The sequence below is a fragment of the Flavobacterium sp. SORGH_AS_0622 genome (assembly GCF_030818825.1).
GTDB lineage: Bacteria > Bacteroidota > Bacteroidia > Flavobacteriales > Flavobacteriaceae > Flavobacterium.
Map to the genome: position 1 here is coordinate 2867331 of NZ_JAUTAX010000001.1, position 23019 is coordinate 2890349.

Sequence of the window (23019 nt, forward strand, 5' to 3'; positions counted from 1 at the left end):
CAAGCGCTTTTTTTACGAAAACGATAGAGATAAATACTAATAGTATATTTATTTTATACTACATAACCTACAAAAAAACACATTGGATAGTTACAGGACAGTATAAAAAGTTTAAATGTTTTTTATAAAAAAATTTTTTTTTTAAACGTAAATTCTGACCAACAAAATTTAAATACTTATTTTTTATCTGTTCATTTAACAGAAATCGTCAAAAAACCCGCTAAACATAGATGTTCAGCGGGTTTGTTAAAATAAATTTCGTTGTGTTTAACCGTTACCTCTTATAATGCTTATCATTTATTCGGATTCCATCCGTTTAGGACTAAATCTCGATCATACTTTTTAATATCTTCTTTCTTCAATTGATGCGACCAAGAAACTCGTTGAGAAATCCCTTTAGCACTTAAACCTTTACTTCCAAATTCTGCATAATAAGCTGTTTTGTCTTTATCTGGAAATCTTGTGTCAATCCATGCATTCCAGCCTTCTGGAATAATATGCGAACCTAAATCTGTATTGATGAAAACAGTTTGAGCATAAGGTCTCCAAGGTCTTCCCAAAAATACTTTATCGACAAATTTGTCTTTGGCTGTAAGTTTACAATCAACGAAAACAAATCCGTAAGTCTGACCTTGCGGAGTCGAAGCTGCCGTTATATAAGAGTTCGTTAAACTTTCGATCGTACATTTATAAAAATAAGCTGTTGCAGCACCAAAAATAAAATCGGTTGTACCGTTGATGAAACAGTTTTCAAAATAGATACGCGTTTTTTCTTCAGATAAATACAGTGTATCCTGATTACCTAGAAGATTGCAATTCTTTACTATAACCCGATCACTTTTAATATGAAGCGCCACCGCCTGCCCTACTCTTCCTGCGGTATTTTCTACAGTAAGATTTTCTAGCGTACAATCATTTCCTTTTATTAAAAAAGAATACGAAGTTCCCGTTCCAAAAGCGGTCTTTCCTGATGGATCTTTTTCTCGAAGCGGTTTTCCCGAATAATCATCAAATGAAATAATCGTTTTGTTTCGATCAGTTCCTTTTAAAGTGATGAACGTTTTAGAAACTGGAATCTCCAATTTCTCTTTATAAACTCCTGGCTTTATAGTTATTACAACACGCTTGTCTGAATTGTCTTTAACATTATTAACCGCTTCCTGAATGGTTTGAAAATCTCCTGAACCGTCTTGCGCAACGGTTAAAGCTAATTTGTTATCGAGCGTTTGTGCTGAAATTGAAAGTGTTGTTATTAAAAATAATGCTAGAATGTATTTCATAAAGTCTCATTTTAAAGTCTTAGATAAAGTGTATCTGTAGAGACGCACCGCAGTGCGTCTACGCGATGCTGATTTTAATTGTCACTAATAATTATTGATCTAAATGCGTAAGACGCACAGCAGTGCGTCTCTACCAAAAATAGGAATCTATTTTGCAATTTCTAATGCGACATCCAAACCGTCATTTCGCCTTTGCCTTTATTTCCCCATGCAAAATACGGAATCAATTTTACTGGTACAGCAGTTGCATCTTTCGAATTAAGCGGTTTGTACAAAGTTTTATTCCATGAATTATCAGATTTTATGACCGCTTCTGCATCAATGCTCACTAAGTTTCTATTATTAAGGGTGAAATTGTTAGTCGTAAATTTCGAATTCACATTTAATGCAATATCATTTACACTCGTTTTCACAGGAAGCTGATCTGATTCTAAACAATAAACCAGCGGTCCTCTTTTTACAGCTATTTGATTTTTAACTTCTTCCACCAACGGATTAGCTTCCATCAATTCAACCGGCATTGGAAGATTCAATTCGATCACATCTCCTTTTTTCCATTTTTGATTTAATTTTAAATAAGCACCGGAAACGATTTTTTCAGTACTCTTTGCGTTATTAACTGAAACCGAAGCATCCTGACTCCAACCCGGAATTCTTAAAAAGAAACTCTGTAAATCTTTTGGAGCCTTTACAATTTTCAATGTTATTTTTCCATCCCAAGGATAATTGGTTTGCTGTTCGATTTCGATTTCTTCTCCGTTTAACGATTTTGTTTTCAAAGAATTACTTCCGTATAAATTCACATACAAACCTTCTTTTGAAAGATTGTAAGCATAATTTCCAACTTCTGCAATTGTTCTGGTTACATTTGGCGCACAACAGTTTGATAAGGCGATATAACCTTCACGCTCATTTCCCCATCTTTGGTGAAACGGCAGATCATTAGACACATTCAGCGGATTATTATAAAGGAATTTTTCTCCTTCTAAATCCATTCCGGAAAGTACACTATTGTAAAGTGCTAACTCTACAATATCAGCATATTTGGCGTCTCCGGTAATTTGAAGCATTCTCCAGTTCCATAAAACATTTCCAATATTGGCACAGGTTTCGGTATGAGCCGTTGCGTTTGGCAATTGAAAAGGTCTTCCGTACGCCTGATGAATTTTCTGAACCACAGTTGGATCATAAGAAGTTCCATCTGGTGAAACTCCATCATATAATGAACCACAACCACCCGTAATGTACATTTTACGATACGTTACATCATCCCAAATCGATTCCAGATTATCTAACAGTTTCTTTTCTCCCGTTTCGGCATACAAATCGGCTACTCCCGCATATAGGTAATTTGCCCTTACAGCGTGACCCATTGCGGTTGTTTGCTCTCGAAACGGAACTCTATCTTGATTATCATCGGTTCCATCATTTGTAGTTCCTCTGATGTCGATTAAATTATTGGCCAGTTCCAGATACTTCGGATTTTTGGTCGTTCTGTACATTTCGACAATTCCCATATAATGTGATGGACAAATCGCATTTCGAGCCAGTTCCGGTGATGCTTTTTTGTAGAAATCATACAAGAAATCGGCAACGCCTTTTGCGATATTCAAAAAGTTAGTTTTTCCTGTAGCGCGATAATGAATGCAGGCAGCAGTCATTAAATGTCCCATATTGTATTTCTCAAAACCCAATTGTTTTTTTACTTCTTCCGGCCCTAAAGTTCCCCAGCGTTCATCGATTAAAACGGGTGTATGAATGTAGCCGTCTTTGCGCTGAACTTTCGCGAAAAGCGCAATAGCTTTGTCCATTTCCTGATCAAGTTTTTTATCTTTTGTAACGGCATAAGTTGCTGCCATTCCTTCAAAAATCTTATAGAAATCACCATCATGAAACGAAGGCCCTTTAAATGTTCCTTTGCTTATGCCTGCTGCAATTTCGAAGTTTTTATAAGCATGCGAAATCTCATCGTTATGATACAAATCCCACATATACGGAAGTGTCTTTTTGGTTTCTACATCAAATTGTTCTTTCCAGAAACCATTTGTCCATTTTACATCTTGTAAACCTACACTTTGCAGTTTTGAATACGGACTTTCTGAATTCGCAACCAAACCTTTGTTCTGCGACAGTAATCCAGAACTAACAAAAAACAAACTAAGGGAAACATTTAAAAAATTTTTCATTTTATAATGATTTTTAACCATATAAGCAATATAATCTCATTTAAAACAAACTTTATTAAACTTGAATTGATAAGATTAAGTTTATCTTATAATTTCTTATATCACTTATATGGTTTACTATTTATTTTACAAAGAAATTAATTTTTCTGCTCATTGAATCTCCATCGGCATCTTTTACGGTTAGTACGAAAGAAGCGAATCCTTTTTCAACGGTTGTAAACTGAATTTCTTTTCCTTTTAAAACTACTTTTCCATTTTTAAGATCAGAGAAAGTGTACAAAGGTTTGTTTTCATAACCTTTGAAAAAATCTCCAGCATTTAAAACTTTCTTCTCTCCTGAATTCACAAAATAATGAGGCGTTGACAACCAGTCCAGATAATTGTCTAATTGCGTAAAACCGTCTTTATCATTATCTTGATTTGCATCTGAAAAATCTCCTGCTTTTGAGTTTTCGTTTAAACCAAAAGCTTTTTCCCACCAGTTTGGCAATCCGTCATGATCAGTATCCCAATCTGCTGGACGAGTTTCTGAAGCAAAATTTGGCCATCCTCCTGCATCTTGTTCGTTATCAATCATTCCTCCCAGACCACTTTTACTGCCTTTATAAGTGAAAGTTCCTTTTAAAGTTTCATCTACAATTCGGTTATCGTGTTTGTCGAAAAACGGCTGATTCGCCCCAACATCTGAAAGTACGTTTTTATAAGCCGCTTTAGCCGATTGAGTTGCTACATATGAAGGAAAAAATGGCTTGTCCACAAAAGTTTCATATTCTACTTTTTCATTATGGCTTATAGTAGATTTTCTTCCTTTATCCTGAGATTTTTCATCAAAATAACCGGGCATAATATTTCCGTTAAAGTAATAACGCTGCATTCCTTTTCCAACGCCTTCATGCTGTGCATTTAAAGCCACAAATATTTTAGTTGAAGCGCCTGGTTTGTAATAATTATTGACAAAATTTACCTCGTTTGCACCACCGTCTGTAGTTCTTTGTCCCCAGTTGTAAACCACATTATTGGTTATATCCAATCGGCCGGTATAATAACCGTCACCGTTTAAACCGCCGCCAATACTCCAGTTACGCCCATAATTATGAGCTAGTAAGTTGTGATGAAAACTTCCAATATCTCCGCCAATTGTAGCAGCAAATCCGTGCATTTTTCCAACCTCATATTTATCATGCCCAGCCACATTCAACGCTTCAGAAATTAAAGTTCTTTGTAATGTAATATGATGTGCACCACGCGAACTAAACGATTCGTCTATTGTCCAGCTAATCGAGCAATGGTCAATAATACTGTAATCTGCACCCGTTAATCCCATTCCGTCAAAAGTAGTTCCGCCTCCAATTCTCACTTTCAAAAAGCGCACAACACCATCATTTCCAGTCAATCCGATTGGCGCCCTGCTAATGGTAATTCCTTCTCCCGGAGCGGTTTGTCCTGCAATAGTGATATAAGGCTGATTTGCTACTAATCTCGAAGCCAGTTTTATATTTCCCGAAACAGTAAAAACAATCGTTCTCGGTCCAATTTCCTGATTGATAGCGTCACGTAAACTTCCTGGTCCGTCGTCATTTAAATTGGTTACTTCGATTACTTTTCCGCCACGTCCTCCCACAGCATAACGGCCGTAACCTTCTGCACCTGGGAAAGCCAATTGTGCAGGTTTAAACGACCACACATTTCCTAAAGTTACTTCTCCATTTGCATCAACTTCATCGACTCTCCAGTAATACGTTGTTCCTGAATATAAATCTGAAACCGTAAAATTTTTATCTGCCAATTTTCCTTTGAATTCTTTTGAAGATTCTGTTGCATTTTCTACGGCATTTTTATCTTCGCCAAAATACAACTTATGAGCGGCCACATTTTTTACGGCATCCCATTTTAAAGTTAGAGTTTTCCCCACTTCAACATGTTCATCACGGTTTCTTGGTTCAGGAGTACGCGCCTGATTCATTAGGTTTGGCGTATCAATTTCAAATCCATTGATGACGATTTGTTTTACGACATCAGGATTTGAAGTTGGATCGATTTCAAAACGAACAATTACATCTTTGCCTTTTTCTGCATTAAAAGTGATATACGCCATCGATGCATCAATTTTAGCATTCGCTCTCTGACTTGCATTTACCGTTTGCTGAAGTTTTCCGTTTACGAATATTTTTATCGGAGAAAAAGTTTTTCCTGTAATGACATCAAAAGCGTTATGAAAAGTTAAAAGTGTGTGTTTTCCTGCTTTCAATCCACTGATTTTCAATTCTAAATTTTCAGAAGTTACTAGACCGTCGCTTCCTAATCTGTTGTAAAACGGAGCACTCATCCCGACTTTGTACCATTTAGAAGTAAAATTTCCCTTTAGTTTAAATGATACATTATTAAATGATTTTTCAGCTTCTTTTCCTTCATTGATAACCCAAGAATCATAACTCGGATCATGAACTTCTTCTAGTCTTCTTTGAAAAAAATCAAAGTCGACTTTTACAATTTGTTTATCAGTGTTCTGCGCTGATTGTCCTTGTCCGTTTGTGGTCAAAATCAGCGACAAAACAGCAGCGCTTATTAATTTCTTTATCATTTTTTTGGTAATAGTTAGTTTAATTTTGTTTTTTCTGCTTCAGATTTTCCAAGCAGATTTATAATGTCTTTTTTTCTTTCTTCCGGAATAACTTTTAAAACATTCAATTCTCCATTCAGGAGTTCTGCTTCAACCGTTGTATTTTGTTTCGCATGCAATTTAAAATGTACGTTCCAATCTTTTGGCCAGGCTGGGAAAAGATAGATTTTTCCGTCAGTTTCCTGCAAAAGCATTTCCTGCATGCCAATCATTCCCGAACCGCCCCAATTATGATCTGGAACCCAGTCAAATCCGGGTCCCCAAAAAGCAGGAAAACGTCGGTCTGAATTCGCCATTTTTAAGGTATTGTATTTCGCGGCTTCTTCTGTTAATCCCAAACTTGCTGCAAAAATATTGTCTTGTTTCCACCCAATATGACTTCTAAATTTTAAAGCATCGAGATCGTATTTCCATGTGTTTAAAGCAGTTTCTAAATCGGGTTTTCCAACTCCGTAAATTCCCCACGGATAAACAGGATACAATTGTGGTACTTCCGAATTATTCACTCGTTCCCAAGATTTTGCAGGAAGTAAAACTTTGTGATTTTCGATCTGACCAAAATTTAAAGGCGGAATTCTGTTTTGCAATCCTTTTAAATATGCAGCGTCTTCTTTGGACAATTCTTTCGCAGAAAGGTTTAAAAGGTTTTCTGTAATAACTTTTAAAGCCGAAATGGTACTGTTGGCATTATTTGCCATTTTATAAGTTTCTGCTCCCGAACCTGGAAAAAGAACCAATTTGCCGTTTCCGTCCAAAGCTTTTCTTCCTCTTTGTTTCGCCAAATATTGATAATGTTCATCAAAAAAGCGAAGACAACTGATTATGAATTGATTGTATTTCTGAATGTCTTCTCCAGCATATTCTTTTTGCTGCAACATCATTTTGCAGAATTCAAAAACCGTATCCCATTCATATTCCAGCCACGCATTATATTCCATTCCTGGATCGTAATCTGCAGGACGTTTCCATTCGTATTCTGCGGGATTTGGTAAACCGAAATTTTCCAGTTGTTCTGTAAATGATGCGCCGTTATGATTCCAATATACTTTGCTTCTTAATTCGGCATTTTTCTGTAAACTCAAATAATAATCCAGCTGTGATTTCATCATGTCAAAATCACCGCTTTTTACCATTGGAAAATAAACCAATCTTTGATTTTGAGCTGTCATGGTTCCTCCTCCCCAATTCCTGAAATCAGGCGTAAAATCTAAATCGGGATTTGTAAAAACGGGATCAACGGTAAACAATCCTCCGTTGAATTTTGTTGGATATTTTCCGTATGCATTACAGCCAAGCATATATCTAAACAGCTGATAATTCTGTCCGATTTGATAAACCGAATCTTTGACATTCGATTGCTTTTTCTGAGTAAAAATAAAACTGCGGTTCCAGAAATTATTCCACCATTTTTGAGTGTTTTTTTCGGCTTGTTTTACTATTTTTTTATTCGAAGAAATTAGATTTTTCAATCCATTATCCCAAGTAGAAAAATCAGATTGATTGGTATTTAAATAAATTTCTAATGTATGTTTTTTGGATGGTTTTACACTTGTTAAATTAAAACCTTTAAAATCTGTCGATTGGTATTTTCCTAAATACGTTCCATCAGGTTTTAGGTTATCACCCGTCATAAAGCCGCCGAAAGTTAAATTCCTAAGCGGATTGAGCATTTGCTCTTTAACCGATTCCATTTTCTGCTGTTTTACAGCCACATCAAAAACGGTATTTCCCCTGTTTCTGTGGTAAAATTTTATGCCGTTATTTTCAAATGCAATCGAATCTTTATAGGTAATAATATCTCCCTGAGGCGCCCATTTATAGGAATTGGCATTATTGGCTTTTCCTTTTGAATCACGGTTTTTATACCGCCAGCTTTCATAAGAAGCTGTCATTTTTAATGCATTTTTACTTTCTAAATCAACATGGATTATCGGTTTAAAAACATCTACCCAAAGTTTGATTTTAGTATCATTCTGCCCGACTAAAACATATCCGTCTTTGAGTTTCAATTCCTGATGAAAACCTGCTGCCCTCTCAAAAGGATTCGGTGTTAACGTCACTTTTACTCTTCCTAATTTCAGCAAAGTATTGTGTTCGTCAAAAGTGCCGCTTCGTGAAAAATAAAAATACAAATCGCCTTTTTCTACCCACACATTCATGCCGATATCACCACCTCCCAAAGGCATTGATTCTGATGAATTATTGCTCTGCGTTGTCCAAACCTGATTGTAATTTTCGAGCACAGGAATTTGCGCTTTAAGGCAAAGCGTAGTGAAGAGAAGTATGTATTTTATGTATTTCATTTTTTTTCAATTCTTGTTGTCATTCCGAGGAACGAGGTATCTCACTAGTAACCACAAAGATTATCAATTACTGTTGCGGAATCTCTTGTGTGATTTCTCCTTCGTCGAAATGACAAACTAACGTCGCAATTCATAATTCACAATTCACAATTATAAATTACCATTCATCCGTTCTAAACGAAGAAACCGGCAAACCGCCTGCACTAAACAATTCCGCTTTTGCGAAATCTTTCCATAAATAACGAATAGCAACCGGTTTCTTTACTTTATCCGAAGTCAAAACCACTGATTTTCTTCTCACTACCGTTTTAGCCGGATAGAAAACTTTGTCTTCTCCCGCTATTTCAAAACCTGTTACTTCTTTGTCATAAGACGTAATTCCGTTGGCTACATCATCAAAAGAAACCGTAACCGAACCGTCTTTTATTTCCATCGATTTGTATTTCGGACTTTCGAATTCGAAACCTTCAATTCCGTACGTTCTTGCCAAAGCCTGAAAAGCCAAACGGTTTCCTCCTTTTTCTTTGTCCATTGGGTGAATGTTATTTTCTTCTCCAATGTCCATTAAAACTACCATTCCTGAATTCGGAATTTCCTTTGAAGCTTTAAACTGCGCCTCTCTCAAATAAGCCGAATTGTATTTCTCCAAATAATCTTTTGGATGGAAAGAGGCATAATTAAACGGCGCTATCTGAGCGTAGTAAAATGGAAAATCTCCTTGTTTCCACAAAGCTCGCCAGCTTGAAACCATTTTTTTCATTAAAGCGGTGTATTCCGATGCTCTTTCGTAATTCGATTCTCCCTGATACCAGATACAGCCTTTTATTCCGTAACCAATTACAGGCGAAAGCATTCCGTTAAATAAAGTTGTTGGAACACGGTTTGGGTCTTTTGCCAACTCTTCTTTTGTAGTCGGAATTTTAGCGCTTGCGAAATCTTTCAGCATTTCCTGATTCATCCACGCTTCCATGCTTGAGCCTCCGTAAGAAACATGAATCAATCCTACTGGAACGTCTAAAACTTCTTGTAAAAGCGAACCAAAATACCAAGCCGTTGCGCTAAAATTAGAAGTTGATTTTGGCGAAGCTTCTTCCCATTTTCCTTCAAAATCCTGCAAAGGTTCTAAAACAGTCGCACGCGGAATAGTGATTAACCGAATGTTTTTATTGGTTGATCTTACAATGATTTCGTTTCCGTTTTTAACGGGTTGTCCTTGAAAACCTTTTAACGGCATTTCCATATTGGATTGTCCTGAACACAACCAAACTTCGCCAATTAACACATTTTTAATGATCACTTTTTCGCTTCCTTCAGCAACTTCAATTGTAAACGGACCACCAAATGACGGTGTTGGCAAAGCTGTATTCCATTTACCGGTGTTGTCTGCTTTTACCTTGTAGGTTTTGGAATCCCATGAAGTTTTTACTGTAACATTAGCGTTCTTTTCTGCCCAGCCCCAAATTGGCGCATTTGACTTTTGTTGCAACATCATGTTATCAGTAAACAAAGCCGGCAGTTTGATTTTGGCATTGATTTGAAGGGTTGCTAAAATCGTTAATAATGCAATAATTGATTTTTTCATTTTTTATTTATTTTTTGCCACAGATTAAAAGGATTATTTGGATTATTAATCTGTGTAAATCCTTTAATCTGTGGCTAAATATTATTTTTATTTTTATTTTACAATACTTACTGGACCCAATAATCCTGCTTTCAACAGCGGTTCTCCTTCTAAACGAAATGGCGCTGTTGTCCATGTCAATCTCTCTTCTTTTGGCAATTTTTGATCGCCAATTAATCTATTTGCCCAAGTATTTGTTATTTTAATTTCGATTGTATTTTTTCCTTTTTGTAAAGCTTTTGAAATATCAGTTTTGAAAGGAAAAGTCCATAATGTTCCACAATCATTTCCATTAATTGAAACTTCGGCTATATTAGAAATTTCTCCCAAATCCAACCAGATTTTATCAGTGCTTTTTCCTTTCCAAACAAAATCTTTTCTGTAGATTACAGTTCCTGAATAATACTTAATATGATCATTTTCAGAAGTGCTCCAATTAAAAAGTTTATTGATTTTAATTATTTCTTTTGGCCCTTTAAATGCTGGATCAAATTGTAGATTCCAGTTTTCATCTAAAGTCTGCACTTTTTCAAATTCAGAAAATTTTGTTTGAGCTAAAACTTTTTTCGTTTCCTCTTTAAAAATCACAAAACCAGATTCATTAGCCTCTAAAATTATTGAAACAATTGTTCTTCCATTTTCGATTTTCCAATTGGTTAATTCCGAAGTTTTATCGGTAACAGGATTGTACCATTGTGGAACTTTTCCAGCTATTCTAAAAGAAGCGTCAAATGTTCTTTTTTCTCCTTTTTGATTAGAAATGAAATAAATATCTTCAGTATCTGATTTGCGATGTGCCCATGCAATTGTTTCAGAATCTGCTCTGTTTAAATTTGGAAAATAGATATCTTGTGTAATTCCAATGGAAGCAAAATCATTTCCTAAATAAGGCAATTTGATAATCGTTCCTTTTCCAATTTTCCATGTTGATGAATTAGCATTATTCCAGATTTCATCCACTACGCTCTGCCATTTTTTAAAATCTTCATTCGATTGTAAACCAGGCTGTACCTTTGGCTTTTCATCTACAAAAATTGTCGCTCCGTCTTTTACCAACTGTAATATTTTTTCGGCGGAAGCCAAAGACAAAATCTTGTTTGGTGCCATTTTGTGACTTCCCGGAAAGAATAAAGCTCCGTATTCAATTCCGCCATCAAAAGAAATTTTTCCATTTACCACTTTCGCACGATTAATTAAAACATCAGCGTTGAAAGAATCGTATTGATAACCATTTAGCGGATTAATCCATTGTGATAAATCGGTGATATTTTTAGAATAGGTAACTTCTTTTGGCATTTTTGCCGTTGGCTGACCCTCATTTTCTAAACGGTTTTTCTCGCTTTCCAGTCTTGCTGCACCAAACACATTTGGAATAAAAGGCACTAATCGATCTGGCACAAAAGAACGGGAAGGAAAATCTTCACCAATAAAAACTGCCAAATCAATCACAGGTTTTCCTTTTTGCAGCTGAAACTGTACTCTTTGGCAATACTCAAACCATGCTTTTCCAGGTTTCCACCAAGTTTGGTCTCTTTGGAAAAAAGTTCCAATATCGTCCAAAGTCATTCCCGGTTTTCTGTCTGTCCACGGATTATGAACAAAAACGTGGTAAAACAAACGGTTGATTCCTAAAGCATAATTGCGGTCTGCAGTGGTTTTCAAATTTCCGGGATGTTCGTCCCAATCCATTCGCAAAGCTGTAAAAGATTCTGCCTGAATAATATCTTTTCCGTAAATATGTCCGCCCGAAATGGCATCTACCATATCAAAAGGTTTATCATGAGTTGGGCTTTTCAGCCAAAATTCCCCTCCCGGATAATCAACATATTTATAATGCAACAAAGCATCACTCATCATGGTTGGCGCAACGTTTTCTGAACTTAACTTAACATTATTTTCTTTTGCAATCTGAGCGACAGTTCCGTAGAAATTATCGGCTACTAAATCGGCAATGGTTTTTCTAACATCGTATAAAACTTTCTCTGAGAAATCGGCACTTTCTATCGGAATTCCCGCCATAACTGGAAGATATTCTACAATATCATAACCACGTCTCTTTTTAAACTCAGCCTGAAAAACCGAAGACCAATTCTGGCTTCCACATTCCCAGCTGTCAAAATGTAGGATTTCCAGAACTTTTGAAGCCAGTTCAGGACCAGCCGAACGAACCGCTTCTCCGAACCAATGATCTAACTGAAAACGAATTAATTCGGGATTAAATTTATCTACTTCCAATCCTTTTCCTGCTCCGCCAGTTGCATTTTCATGTCCTGTAGAAGTGTGTCCCATTCGGATAATTTTCCATTTTCCCTTTGGAGCTTTCCAGTTCAGATTTCCATCAGCATCAACAAAATTGGAAATATTAATGATTTCTGATTTTTTAAATGACTCTGAATTGGGAATCTGTTTGTCTGTAGTCTGTGGAGTCAAACGCCAAATTGCGCCCGATTTTCCTTCGTAATTATCAAGTACGGACTGATTCGAAAGTGTAATTTTACTGACTTTTAGATTTTGTTTCCATTTAGCAAAATCCAAATCTTCTGCTCCCGGCTCTGTTCCAGTTGGATCATAAACAAATCTGAAATATTTTGCCGTAACAGGCGCAATAGTATGCGTGTTAGAAAAATCCATGTCCTGCCAACCGTGACGTGGCGGAGTCATTCTTTCGTGAAATCTAAAATTTATGCCGTCATCACTCACTTCCACAATCAAGCGCTGTGCCTGAAAATCTCTTCCTTTGGTTTCTATGACAATAGATTTACAGGTAAAAGGCTGTGCAAATTCGTATTGAATCCATCCTTTTTCTGCAAACTTGAAATTTTCATCTTTTTTAGGATCAGCCAAAAAGGAAGCATCGGTACTGTTTGATGTCGTTACTTTTGGCAGTTGCATCTGCGAAGTAATTTGATATTCTTTAATCGGAAGGGCAAAAATTGCAATGTCTTTATAATAGTCTTTGTAATGTTCTGGAACTGGTAGTTTTGAAGTCGCCATTTTACCTCCTAAGATTTCTGTAGTTGACCAGACTACTTTCTGCATTGACATTTCAGGTGTAATCCACGGCCCACCTGCAACGGCAAATCCGTCAGCTCCGTGAAAAGCCAATTTCAAACCTAAACGATCTGCTTCTTTAAAAGCCCAATGAATCATATCCCAAAATTCAGGACTCAGCTGTAAAACCGGCGGATCTATCAATGGAGGATTTGCTGGTCCTTTAATAGTCATTAAATAAGCGCCCGCAATTCCGGCTTGTTTCATCGCTTCTAAATCGGCTGTGATTCCTGCTTTAGAATAAGCCGATTTCATCCAATACCAATACACCCAAGGTTTTGAGGATTCGATTGTTGGCTGAAAAAAGTTGTTTTCTTTTTTATTGATTTCCTGTGCTGAGACAAAGCTGGCAAGGAGAAGGATAAAAAAGAGGTGTTTTCTTTGAAACATTTTTGTTGTTTTATTACAATCTGCCTAATCTGCTAAATCTGCGGGAAAAATTTACTCTCGCAGATTTAGCAGATTAAGCGGATTTTTTTTTATTTTTATTTTTTGTCATTTTGACGGAGGAGAAATCTTCGTTAGAAGCTCGACAAAGATTGGCTTTTCTTTGCGGAGTTACTTGCGAAGATTTCTCGTTCCTCGAAATGACAAACTGTATATTATAAACTATACTTGTACTATACTTAAAATATACTTTATCTATAATACAAAATACCTAACAGGTTTTCAAAACCTGTTAGGATACATTAATATTTAAGCTTCTTTAAACTATTTTCTAATTCGTTTTTTGAACCGCTGAAAGGCGTCAAATAAAAACTATATTGATAATCTCCTGACTTAATTTGATATTGTTCTATTGGCTGTGCAACCAATGTCCAGCTGTCATTTCCTCCAACTCCCATCTGCATTAAATCAATATTCAGCGTTAAAAATCCTGGATCTTTCAGATCGTACGTATGACCTGCAGAACTTAAGTTTTCTTGTGTATACGGCCACGCGCTCATGCTTAAAACTTTAGTGCCATTTACTACTAAAAATCCGTTGTTTTTCTGCGGAGTTGTCAGCGCCATCCATCTTACATCGCATCGGTTTCCATTTTCCTGCGGTTTTGGATAATGTTCGATAAAATCATTTATTGGAAGTGAATATTTTCCAACAAATGAACCGAAACTTCTGTCGCTGTAATTTTCCAATTCTCCTTTTCCGTACCACGAAATCTGATCGAATTTTCTTTGCACTCCCATCTGCATTCCGATTTTTGGAATATTTGGCAGTTTGTTCGATGCTTTTAAACTGTAATCTACTTTTATCAATCCGTTTGGTAAGATATTGTAGACCACATTTACGCTTGCGCTGTCTTTTATAATTTCGTAATCGCTTGTAATTTTAATTTCAGAAGCCGATTTATCGATTGTAATGTTTACCAATTTTGGTTTTGCTTTGTACCATTGTTTCAACAGCTTTTGCGATTTCCAACCTCTTTTATCGTTATCTGTAAGCGGTCTTACGAAATTAGGAAGCAATGGGGCAAAAACCTGTTCTTCGCCATTGAAAATGTACGAACTCAAAGCTCCGTTTCCTTTATTGATGTTGATATCAAAATTTTTTCCTTTGATTTTAAAATCAGAATCGGATTCTGAAACGTTTAAAGCTTCTTTTTTAGATTCAGGCGAAACCGCTTCTTTCTTTTGCAACACAAACTGATCTTCCGCGACAGCGTAACCTTTTGAAGCCCAAAGTTCCTCTTTTGAAAGCTGGAATTCTATATTCAAAATATACTCGGCATCGGCTTTCATTTTTGGCAGATACTGACTTACATCTAATGTTGTGGATTGTCCAGCTTCTACCTTAAATGGTTTTAATATTTGGGTTTTGATTACATTTCCGTTTTCCAAAACTTTTAAAACCGGAATATAACCTTCTAAAGATTTAACGGCCTGACGATTTTTGATTTCTAACTGATTTCCGTTTAAAGTGGAAACCGCTGGCTGATACACCCATTTGTTTTCAAAAATCGATCCTTTTGGTTTTCCGTTAGAATCTACAATTCCTTTTGTATTGAAATTTCCGTCATGGTATTTTTCACCAAAATCTCCTCCGTGGGCAAAATAATTCTGACCAGATCTTGAATCAAATTTCACCAATCCCTGATCTTTAAATTCCCAGATGCAACCTCCGATAACTCTTGGAAGCGAACGGAATTCATCCCATAATTCTTTTAAATTTCCAACTGAATTTCCCATTGCATGAGAATATTCAACGAAAATAATTGGTCTAGTATCTTTCTTTTGATCAACTAAAAATTTCGGAGTGAAAACGCCCGGATAAAAACGGCTGACCATATCCACATACGAATCATCCTGCGGATTTTCGAATCGGTAAGCGTGATCAATTGTTTTAGGATAGCCTGGATCTAGCGGATCGATGTAACCGTCTAATTTTGCATTTCCTTGCGCTGGTTCGTAATGCACGGGACGCGTAATGTCGAAATCGTGAACCCAGCCCGACATTGCCGCGTGATTTGGTCCTTTTCCGCCTTCGTTACCTAAACTCCACATCACAACTGACGGATGATTTTTATCGCGTTCCACCATTCTGATCATACGTTCCATATAAGCATTTGTCCAAAGTGGATCGTTGCTTAATTTCCCGCCAATTCCGTGTGTTTCCTGATTGGCTTCGTCCATGACCATGATTCCGTATTGATCGCATAATTCGTAAAAATACGGATCGTTTGGATAATGGCTTGTACGTATAAAATTGAAATTGAATTTTTTAATCGTTGTAATATCCTGTTTGATATCTTCTCTCGTAACGGCTTTTCCTCTTGTTGGATGATGATCGTGACGATTTACGCCATATACATAAGTTTCTTTTCCGTTGATGAGCATTTTACCGTTTTCTTTTGAAAATTCAATCGAACGGAAGCCTACTTTACAGCTTTTGGCTTCGGTAATAGTGCCGTTTTTATCTTTGATGGAAATGACCATTGTATATAAATTCGGTTCTTCTGAACTCCATTTCTTCGGATTTTTGATGGTTTCCTGAAAGAATCCAAAACGCACATTATCCAGACGAGGATAACTTTCGTTGATTAAATCGATCACGGGTCTTTGAAGCGGGTCTTTGAAAATTGGCTGATTATTAGCATCGTACAATTGAACATTCATCGTGTAATCTTTCACTTTTTCTCCGGTAAGATTCTCCACTTTTGGACGCAGTTTGAAAATCGCATCGGTATATTGTTTGTCTAATTTGGTTTGAACAAAGAAGTCCTGAATGCGTAATTTCGGCTCTGCCATAATGAAAACTTCACGCTGGATTCCGCTCATGCGCCAGTGATCCTGATCTTCCAGATAAGAACCATCTGCCCAGCGAATTACCTGAACAGAAACGATATTTTCTCCTTCTTTTAAATAAGGCGTAATATCAAATTCTGATGGCAGAAAACTGTCTTCTCCATACCCTAAAAATTCTCCGTTTAACCAAACCTGAAAACCGGAACTTACGGCTCCAAAATGCAATGTAACCGTCATGTCTTTCCAGTTTGCCGGAACGGTAAAACTGCGTTGGTAAGAACCAATTCCGTTATAATCTTTAGGAATATAAGGCGGATTTATTGGTCGAAACGGATAAACGGCACTTTTGTAAATTGGATTGTCATATCCTTTCATTTCCCAATTGGAAGGCACTTCGATTTTATCCCAGCCCGAAACGGTATTTTTATAAAAATCTTTTGAAGCTTCTTTAAGGTTTACGGCATATTTAAAATCCCAATCGCCGTTCAGCATCTGGATTCGGCTTTTGGTTCTGTCGCCTTTTAGAGCGTCTTCAACAGAGGTATACGAATAAGCAGTTGCTCTCGAAGGCTGTCTGTTGATGCTCGTTACCGTAGGATCTTCCCAAGGCGCAAATTGGTATTTTTTATGCAATTCTGGAACTCCTGCCGGCTCTCCTGTAACGGATTGGGCTTGAGTTGTGTAAGATGTTATTAGTAAAATGTAAAATGTGAATACCGATTTTGGTATCGAAAGTCGAAACCTTAAAAAGTGATTATTTTGAATTGGCTGAAACATTATTTTATTTTTAGTTTTTTTGTCATTCCGACGAAGGAGGAATCGCACTAGAAATTCCGCAACTATAATCGACAACCTTTGTGGTTACGAATGTGATTTCTCCTTCGTCGAAATGACAAACTGGATCTTAATACTTAATACTCTGTACTTAATTCTTCTTCTTTTTCTCCGGCGGAGCCACAAAATTCAATTTGCTTTTTCCTAAATCTTTAGAAGTTGCTATTGCAATTCCTCTTTGTTCTGCTTTGTTAACTGCACAGTAAAAATGATACACAATACCATCATGTTTTACTACGAACGATTTATGCGCAAACAAATCATCATAAGGTTCTGAGGATTTAACCAAGTCGTCACCTTTCCAGTCGGTCCAGTTTACTAGATCATTTGAAACTGCGAAGCGGTTAAATGCACCTTGGTTCCAACCTGTCCAAAAAGCTCCAAAATAGAACATTACCCAAGTATCATTTATACGTTGAATATAGGCGTCTCCTGAGATTCCTTTATGATGGTTGATTAATGGTTTATCGCCATAACGTTTCCATTCTTTCATATCGTTTGATACCGCCATTGCAATACGCTCTGCGCCTTTAGCAGGATTTATACTATCACCTCGGGCATTATAATACATGATAAAATTATGTCCTGTCAGTTTATCTTTATCACGAATCACACTGTTTTTGTACATCGTGCTATTATCCCACCATTTTGCGTCTTTGTCTTTTGGCGTTAAAACCGGGTTTTCTAATCTTTGAAATTCGTGTGGTTTTGTCGGCGCTTCTTTCGTATACGCCATTCCGATTGATAAAACGCCTGCTTCGTAACCTTTGCTGTCTCCGCCAAAATAACTCATCCAGTATTTGTCATCGTATTTTTCCCATTTGTAGCTTCCGCCCCACGTTGGATCTTGCAACGAAATATATCCTGCTTTTTGGTTGACATCCCAATGTTTTTCATTTTCTGAGAAAGACATTACTTTTCCTAAATGTTTCCAGTCTAACAAATTATCGCTTTCTGCAAGCCATGTTTCATAACCTCTTCCATCGTAAATTAAATACGTCATGTACCATTTGCCATCTTTTTTGAATACACTCGGGCAATCCATTTTATAGGAGTTGTCCGTCGGAACCATCACCAAACCGTATTTATAAGGCGTTTTGATTTCTTCGTAAATCTCCTGCATTACGGTTTCTGTAATTTCTCTTTTCTTGTACTTGGTTGCACAGCTGGTTATGGCAAATGCTGAAATAATTAGAATTAGGTATTTAAGTTTCATTTTTGGTTATGTTTTTTTGCCACGAAGGCGCTAAGGCTCTAAGTTTTATATTTATTCTGTGGACAATTTAATCTCGCAAAGTCGCAGAGTCGCAAAGTTTCTATATTCTTTACTCTATATTCTTTACTCTATTTCTATGTTCTAAAATCTTGCTTCTTGCTTCTTGCATCTTCCCACTCTCTTCTATTTCTTCAGTTCTTTTAATTTAGACTCCATTACGTCTTTGTTTAATTTTACTTTTACCATTCCTGTTGGATGAAATCTTCTTTTTAAATCGATTGCATTATATACTATTGTGTAAACATCATTTCCTTCTGGGATTAAACATAAGGGCGTTCTCATAATATCCCACCATTTATTGACTTTGGTTTCTATTGGAAGATAATGCGCTTCTGACCAATTAACACCGTCTGCAGATAACGAATACGCAATCATATTAGGTAAATGATGTCCCCATCCGTCTGGACCGCCATCAAAAATAGCAATGTACAGACCGTTTGGTAGCTGACTTACAATTGGATTTTCAACAAATTGCGGATGCATCGTTTTAATAGGTTCCAAGCCTTTGTTCATTCTCGTCCAAGGTCCTTCTAAACTTTTAGATTCGGCTAAAGCCACAAACCAGCCTTTTCCTGATTTTTTTGGATAATCTGCCCAAGAGTTAAATGGATACGCACCGCTGTAAAATCCAAAATATTTATCGCCTACTTGATACGGAAAAAACGAAGCAACCCCCTGACGGCCTTCCCAAGGCTGAGAGTCCAATCCCGGTTCCATGATAATTCCCATATCTTTATAAGGTCCTCCGATTCCGTTGATTCCATCTACAGTTGATTCGCATCTCCAAATTCTTCCAAATGAATGATTTGGTTCTATTTCTTTACTTACAGTGTATGCCAAATAATAGCCGTACCATTTGTTTGCTTTTTCGTTAAAAACAGGCATATACGACCAAATGGCTGCACGGCGGTCATTCATCGGGTTATCATCTTCGGTTACGGCGTAAGTTCCGCTGGCTTGGTAGATTGTGGATTCTCTTTTCCAAGTAATTGCATCCTTACTTGTCCAATGTCCGATTCTGGTTTTTACACGATCGTAATAATAATCAACACCTTTTTCTCCAGCTCTTTCGGTTGGAAACATATGATAGGTATCGCCGACTTTCACTACACGTCCGCCTTCAAATCCACCCTGAATTCCTTCTGTTCCAGACATTCCTTCATCAATAACTGGTTTGCTTTCTCCGCCGATAATTTCAAAAAGGGGTTTTTCATCTGAAAATCCTTCCACGATAAAAGTTGGGTTCCATAATTTTCCGTCGGGTAATTTGGCATCTCTTGCATTCAACTGCTGATCGATTTTTAAAACTCCCAAAACAGCAAACAATCCTTTTTGGTTTGGTAAAATAGTATGAGTTCCTTTTCCGTAAGGAATTGCGTAAACATCAACAGGCGGTAAACCTGTAATGGTAACTCCGTTTGAAAGGATCTCATTATTATTCCCGATTTGATTTACTTGCAGATATTCCGCATTTTTATCTTGAAAAACACCAACCAGAACCGTAACAGGTTCTTTAAATTTTAATTGTAATGGAGAATTGGTCCCGTTTTTATATTTATCTAAAGGAAGTTCAACGCCTGTTAATCCTTGCAATTCTGGAGCTAAACGAACAATATTATGTTTGCTTCCTGAAAATACATGCGCGTATTGTGTGGGTTTTAAAAGTTTTGTAATTGGATTTTACAACTTCAAATGAAGCAGGTTTCCATTCGGTGTTTTGTGCTGAAACTTGAATACAGACAATTAACAGCATTAGAAAAGCTGTTTTTAATTTGAAATTGTATTTTGTATTTTTTGAAAACATTGGTTTTTTATTTTTTTAAGGCTTTTATTCTTTGAATGCATTTCCCAATCTTGTCATTTCGACGAAGGAGAAATCTTCGTAAGTAGCTCGACAAAGTATTTCCTCTCTTTGTAGAATATTGTCGCGGAGATTTCTCGTTCCTCGAAATGACAAAACTGGCGTTACAATCTTTGTGGTTACGAGTGTGATTCTTCCCTTCGGTCGGAATGACAGACTAGACGTTTCCAAACTAAGGACTAAGGACTAGGCACTAAGAACTAATTACTAAGAGCTCAAATAGCCCTATAACTCACTTTATACTCCACATTCGGTTTTACAATCAACTGATATTTATTTTTCGATAATTCCTTAATCGTTCCTGAATTTGTTTTTGGTTTACTGGCACTTTCAAAAATTAATTTTCCTTCTCCTTCGCCTGCTTTCACTTTAATTTCTTTCGTACTGCAATAGATGGCAACTTCGCCGTTTGGTGTTGGCACTTTTCCTTCCATCCATTTTAAACCTCCAAGATTTGGTTTGATTTCATATTCAGCATAACCCGGTTTTAAAGGTTTTACACCCAAATAATATTTCCCTAATAAATAAATCGGACTTGCTCCCCAAGCGTGGCAAAGGCTTTTTCCGTAAGGACGACCATACATCGTTAAATGTTCCGTTCCTTTTTTGTTTGGATTGTATTCTTCCCAGAAAGATGTCGCGCCCTCATTCAGCATTCCGCCCCAATAATCTTTCATTTCTTTTAAAACATAATCCTGCTCGCCCATCGCACACAACGCTTCCAACTCGTAAAAACGCATGTATGGAGTTGTAATTTGGAGAACATCTTTATTAAGCAGCACCTTATTTTTTACGCTTTGTTTTTGTTCTTCATTAAAATAATTGAAAAAAATACCAAACATATTAGCATATCTGGTTACAATATTTTGGATTTTACCATCTATACGCTGGTGCTTCATCACATTTTCTTTTTTATCCCAAAACACATCAAATAGCTTTGTTTTCAAATCATCTCCTAATTTTTGATATTGTTTTTGGTCTTCACTTTTACCAGCAATTTCAGCACTTACCGCCATGGCTTCAAGACTCCTAGCCAAAAGCATTTGCTCAAAACTAACCTCGCCCGTTTTTGGCAATCCGTCTGCCCAATCAATAAAAACCCAATCTCCTTCTAATGGTTCGAGGAATCCGTTTTTATTTCTTCTTTCTAAACAGAAATCCATAAGCGATTTCATTCTTGGATAAAAGGTTTTGATAAATTTGGTATCGCCAGTATGTAGATAGTAATCGTAAACCCCCACAAACCAATACAGCGAATAATCCATTATAATATTTACGTGAGCCGTTACAGGATCTTTACCGCGAAGTGCTAAGAGTGTTCGTTCTACGGAAGCCGAATCAAAGAATAAATAATAATTCATTAAATAACTTTGATAAGCATCGCCAGACCAAACCCAACGATCACGTTTAATTCCGTCTATAAAAAATTCGCGAGAGGTTAAATGCATCGTGTAAGCCGACACATCCCAAATTTTATTCAATTGTTCATCCGATGATTTGAATGCACCACGGTAATCTAATGGCAAATATTCATAAAGCATCGAAATCGAATCATACTTAATTGTTGCATCAGCTTGCACCTGAACATAGCGAAATGCTTTCGATCCATCATGTGTATAGGTTTCAGGCTGTTTTCCATCAAAAGTCAAATGATCTAACGTTTCACATTTAGCAGAATCCAGCGCTTCTTCGCGAGATTCTCCGTAATAAAGCGCTACTTTACCTTTTCCTTTTAAGCCATGAATTTTAATGTAACCAAAAGTTTCTTTACCAAAATCTACCAACTCACCAGCTCCTATTTTTTCTGTTTTCTTTGCACTCAAAGGTTTAGTTGTTAGCTTAAACTCAGAAGGTTTGTTTTCTGGCGAATTAAAATTCCAAGAACCCACTGGTACCCAAGGTGTTCCCGATTGCTGTGCTTTTCCAGTTTCGTCAATCCAGAGTTTATCTTCATTGGTTACTTTCCAAGAAGCATCAGATTTAACATATTTACCATTAATATAGATAGCTGGCAACACTTCCTGATTGTAAACTTTAAAAGAAATTTTGTGTTTTCCAGCAGGAATTTTTATTGATTTTGGCTGTCCGTAGATTTGAACACCATCTAAAAGTAGTTGAAAAGGTCCTTCCGAAAAGATTTTTGCCTCGTCTGGTTCCGGAATATCTACTTCTGTTTGAAAAGTGACTAAGGCATAAGGACTGTAATATTGCCAAAGCGGTGGAAACACGGCTTCACGTTCTGTACGTCTTACCTGCATTTTATTGCTTAACCAAACTTCGAAATCGCCTGGATACCAGATCCATGTCGCTTCTTTTGATTTTTCTTGTGCTGATGATAGCGAACAGCAAAAAAGGGCAACAAAAAGAAGTAGAGTCTTAAAAATGGAAAAGCGGTTTAGCATAGTAAGTTTATTTTGGGACTAAAGATAAGTGTTATCTTTACATTTCACAACCTGCACTATCCTGCTAATTCATAAAAAATAGCACTTTTTGATAATTTTTTAAGGGAAAAATTACGGCTTATCACTTTTTTAGTACTAAAAAAAATGATGTTAGAATTTTATGGGACGCTGATGAAACGGATTTACTTCTTAAAAACGCGGATTTACACAGATTTTAATGATTTGTGCATTTTTGTCATTTCGACGAAGGAGAAATCACACACGTAGCTCTACAAAGATTGGCGATCTAGATTGCGGAATTTCCAGTGTGATTTCTCCTTCGTCGAAATGACAATGATTGTGG

10 protein-coding genes are annotated in these 23019 nt (G+C 36.7%); all 10 read right to left on the reverse strand.

The window, feature by feature from the left end:
- Positions 1 to 293: 293 nt before the first annotated feature.
- A complete protein-coding gene (locus QE431_RS12355) occupies positions 294 to 1280 on the reverse strand; it encodes a pectinesterase family protein (RefSeq protein ID WP_281865840.1) in 987 nt (328 codons plus the stop codon).
- Positions 1281 to 1441: 161 nt separating this feature from the next.
- Positions 1442 to 3466: a glycoside hydrolase family 127 protein gene (locus QE431_RS12360; protein WP_307296267.1), complete on the reverse strand. Its 2025-nt coding sequence runs from the start codon at positions 3464 to 3466 to the stop codon at positions 1442 to 1444.
- A 121-nt stretch (positions 3467 to 3587) separates the two neighbouring features.
- Positions 3588 to 6047 (reverse strand): polysaccharide lyase family 1 protein, encoded by a 2460-nt coding sequence (locus tag QE431_RS12365; protein WP_307296270.1) that lies wholly within the window; start codon positions 6045 to 6047, stop codon positions 3588 to 3590.
- 14 nt (positions 6048 to 6061) lie between these two features.
- On the reverse strand, positions 6062 to 8389 hold the full coding sequence (locus tag QE431_RS12370; protein ID WP_307296271.1) for a DUF5703 domain-containing protein: 2328 nt from the start codon (positions 8387 to 8389) through the stop codon (positions 6062 to 6064).
- 157 nt (positions 8390 to 8546) lie between these two features.
- Positions 8547 to 9971, reverse strand: a complete 1425-nt coding sequence (locus tag QE431_RS12375; RefSeq protein ID WP_307296274.1) for a sialate O-acetylesterase — start codon at positions 9969 to 9971, stop codon at positions 8547 to 8549.
- A gap of 93 nt (positions 9972 to 10064) precedes the next feature.
- A complete protein-coding gene (locus QE431_RS12380) occupies positions 10065 to 13451 on the reverse strand; it encodes a glycosyl hydrolase (RefSeq protein WP_307296277.1) in 3387 nt (1128 codons plus the stop codon).
- Between the two features lie 299 nt (positions 13452 to 13750).
- Entirely contained in the window at positions 13751 to 17080 is a 3330-nt protein-coding gene (locus QE431_RS12385; protein WP_307296280.1) for a glycoside hydrolase family 2 TIM barrel-domain containing protein, read from the reverse strand.
- Between the two features lie 148 nt (positions 17081 to 17228).
- Complete coding sequence (locus tag QE431_RS12390; protein ID WP_307296283.1) at positions 17229 to 18353, reverse strand: glycosylase; 1125 nt, start codon at positions 18351 to 18353, stop codon at positions 17229 to 17231.
- A gap of 183 nt (positions 18354 to 18536) precedes the next feature.
- Complete coding sequence (locus QE431_RS12395; protein ID WP_307296284.1) at positions 18537 to 20006, reverse strand: hypothetical protein; 1470 nt, start codon at positions 20004 to 20006, stop codon at positions 18537 to 18539.
- 483 nt (positions 20007 to 20489) lie between these two features.
- Complete coding sequence (locus QE431_RS12400) at positions 20490 to 22676, reverse strand: alpha-rhamnosidase (RefSeq protein ID WP_307296287.1); 2187 nt, start codon at positions 22674 to 22676, stop codon at positions 20490 to 20492.
- Positions 22677 to 23019: the final 343 nt, after the last annotated feature.